General features: G+C 40.2%; 3 protein-coding genes and 1 pseudogene. 1 reads left to right on the top strand and 3 read right to left on the bottom strand.

The features are described from left to right. A pseudogene (locus ACYTXL_RS32730) lies at positions 1-216 on the top strand (hypothetical protein); the annotation flags it as partial. Positions 217-329: 113 nt separating this feature from the next. Here ACYTXL_RS32730 and ACYTXL_RS32725 read toward each other — a convergent pair. The 3 genes from ACYTXL_RS32725 to ACYTXL_RS32715 all read right to left on the bottom strand — a co-directional run. Continuing rightward, on the bottom strand, positions 330-1,457 hold the full coding sequence (locus ACYTXL_RS32725) for a hypothetical protein (RefSeq protein ID WP_461928231.1): 1,128 nt from the start codon (positions 1,455-1,457) through the stop codon (positions 330-332). A gap of 220 nt (positions 1,458-1,677) precedes the next feature. Next, positions 1,678-2,424: a hypothetical protein gene (locus tag ACYTXL_RS32720; RefSeq protein WP_461928230.1), complete on the bottom strand. Its 747-nt coding sequence runs from the start codon at positions 2,422-2,424 to the stop codon at positions 1,678-1,680. A gap of 109 nt (positions 2,425-2,533) precedes the next feature. Then, the coding region (locus ACYTXL_RS32715; RefSeq protein ID WP_461928229.1) for an ImmA/IrrE family metallo-endopeptidase at positions 2,534-3,034 on the bottom strand (501 nt) is incomplete at its 5' end.

Genomic DNA, 3,034 nt, shown 5'->3' with positions numbered 1-3,034 from the left:
GTGAGATTTAATTTCCTCAAAGCCTTATGTAGTTTGAGTTTTGGTGTATTTCATCCTGATTCAGGTTCGTCAATATTTAGATGCGTTTGCCCTGAGAGGGGTACGCCTATCCCGTTGCTCCAGCAAACAATGGGCCACGCCGATATTTCCACAACGGCTGGTTATATTCACATACGCCCCGGTGATAGTAGTGCTTTACATTTGCCACGGGTTTAAATACAGACGGGCAATGGCAACCACCTACATATTAGCGATCGCTTTCAATCATCACTTGCCATCGGTGTAATAAGAAGCAACACAAATTAAGAGCAAAAACTATTAACTAAACTCTATGGCATTGGTATTCCTAATAATCCCAAAGCTAATTTGAAAACCTCTTTTGTTGCTTCAGTTATAATGGCTTTGGCAGCAGCGTCACCTAAAGATTGTCTCCAGTTAAGCAGCTTGCTCTTAATCGTGGGATCACTTTGAGCCTTTTGAGCTAAGTCTTGAGCAGCTTGTTGTTGGGCTTCTTGTATGGTTAATCCTTGATTTTGTAATTGAGTCAAAAGTTGTTGAATCTCTGTTGCCGCTTCTACTAAATTTTGTTGAATAGCATAGTTGATTTGATTTTCTACCATATTACCGTAGTTATTTTCAGCAAACCCACCTGGAAAGTTAGAGCCTCGCATATCATATTTAGAAGCTTCTGACATAAATTCTCCTTGATTTTGATTATTATCTCCGATACAAAGCGCAGAAACTTGGGAGTTAGGCATATTAATCAAAGTCCCCATAACTCTTACTTCAGCTGTATTCAAACGGCCAAATAATAGTTCTTCATCAATCATTTGAATTCCCCGGCTTGTAATCCTTACACGTCGGAAATATGCCTCTCCTAGATATCGCTCAGTTACGACTTCTTGCTCGTCTTCCATAGGGAAAATAACTCGCACTACATCTGGAACACTAATATTGAGACTTTTGGCTATAAACTCATGTGTTACATCAAAAGAAAGATACCGTTCAGGATGTCTAGTATGGTATTTGTACAAAATTAACAAAACTGCCTGTCTTAATTCGCGGTCAGTCGCTTTTGCGGCATTGAAGTTTGGTATTAAAATTAATTCTTCACTTGATAAATCACGATTTATAGGTTGGAATGCAGGACAATTAGGCGAACACTTGGTCTTATAATCATTTGAACTGTTAAAGCCTATAACCTGACAGTAGGTTCGCCAACCACTTTCAGAAACATACTCTTCTGGTATTGCATCAAAGGTTTGTGTTTGAATCCCTGAGTGGAATTTTATTAAATTAAGATTTTTACAATTTACTTGTTGAATAATTTCAGGAATTGAACATTCATTACAAATACTTACTGAGGTAGATGAGGTAAAGTTTTTCCCTTGTTGTTCAGTGATAGTGCATTCTAGTTTGCTTCTTCTAGACTGTCTATAAGGGCAGATTTTTAGCATTGCTATAAATGTATAAGAATGAAGAAATTGATTTAACTTATATTTTGAGCATGGTTGCCAATTGAATTTACCTATTCCATAGCTTACTTTTCACATTTTCAAACTGGCTGTTAGAAACGAGGTATCACGACATCCAATCTGAGAGGGAGGAAGCAGTACCACAAAGCGCGATCGCTCAGTCGGCGAGAAATCAGACCAAAGCAACCAAAAAAAATCCTTATTAATCCGGCGCTGGGTCTACTTGCAACGCTAGTGCTTCAACTTCAAACTCTTCTATGCACCGTTTGAACACACCCAACATAAATTCAACACTAAATCCCATTATTGGGGGCGTACCATACACCGAGCTACGGTATGTCGGTCTCTCTGCCCACCCGTATAACTTAAAGTCATGCGTTCTCTTTCCTGGTTTTCCTTCATGGATGTAGGCATTTCGCATTTCCTTGTAAGCGATTGCACCGTATCGGGACAAAGTTAACCATTGCTCAAGCTCAGTACGATTTGTTTCAGGGCAATTCGCTAGAGTCTTGTTGATTATCGCACCCAGACTCAAATCCTGCGAAGTGCAGCGAGTTTGGTATTGCTCAATAAACTCAGGGGTACGACGTTCTCCAATTGTGCTTAAGAATGTAGATACATTCTCCGGCAGTTTTACTCCTTTCTTTTGGTTTATGCAGGTATCTCCTCGATCCACTTTGCTCCACAGGTCTGGTAGTGAAACAAGCTGGAATAACTCACCACCGTAACGTGCAAGAAACGCATCAAAAATAATCCGTTTACCAGTATTGCTGCAATCTTTCTTGCCGATACTCTCTGTCCACAAATTGGAAAGAGCGTCAAGAGAACCCCACAGCAACACGTTGCCTTCGTACCTTTGTTCGATAAGGTTTAACTTACTGATGAATGCGTGTCGTTGTCTCCAAAAATCAAAAAAAGATGCAATCCGCAATTTTAACTCTTCGTCCATATTGTTTGCTACTTAAGCTGCATGATAATTACTACTATTTATGAACAACAGAATAAAGTGCTATCTCTGAGTTACCGCCGTTTAAACAAGAAAGTTAATTGTTGAACAATTAGCTTTCTTGTTTATCTAAAGCCCACTCAAATCGCCGCTTTAAGTCATTGCAGTGACTAGGTGGTAAAATTCCATCATGCTGAAGTCTGCCAACTACAATCCCTGGTGCAATGCCAATTTCAGCAGCAAACTGCTCAATGCCCACTTTAGTGCGTTGTTGATCTGAAGCTAGAAATCGCTTCAACTCAATTGGGGGGATAAGTATGTCCGCAGCGAATTTGTTTGCTTCTTCCTCCTTCGCTAAATCTTCAACAGCAGCAACACCTTTCCCTTCGAGGAAGACATCACGCTTACCATGCAGCAGAATATGACCAGATTCATGGAAGAAAGCAAACCATAAATGGTCATCAGTTTTATGCCGCAGGCTGAGTTGAATCAGCGCTTTTTGAGGATTTAACCAGCGTGTTGCTCCACAGGCTCTTGTCTTGGGAAGTTCCGGTATAAAAACCACAGCCACACCTGTTTCAGCACATAGTCGCACTAATTCTGGTTGAAAAAC

The organism is Nostoc sp. (assembly GCF_054880495.1).
Note: the sequence above shows the minus strand (reverse complement) of the source record. Positions and strands in the feature narration are given on the sequence as shown.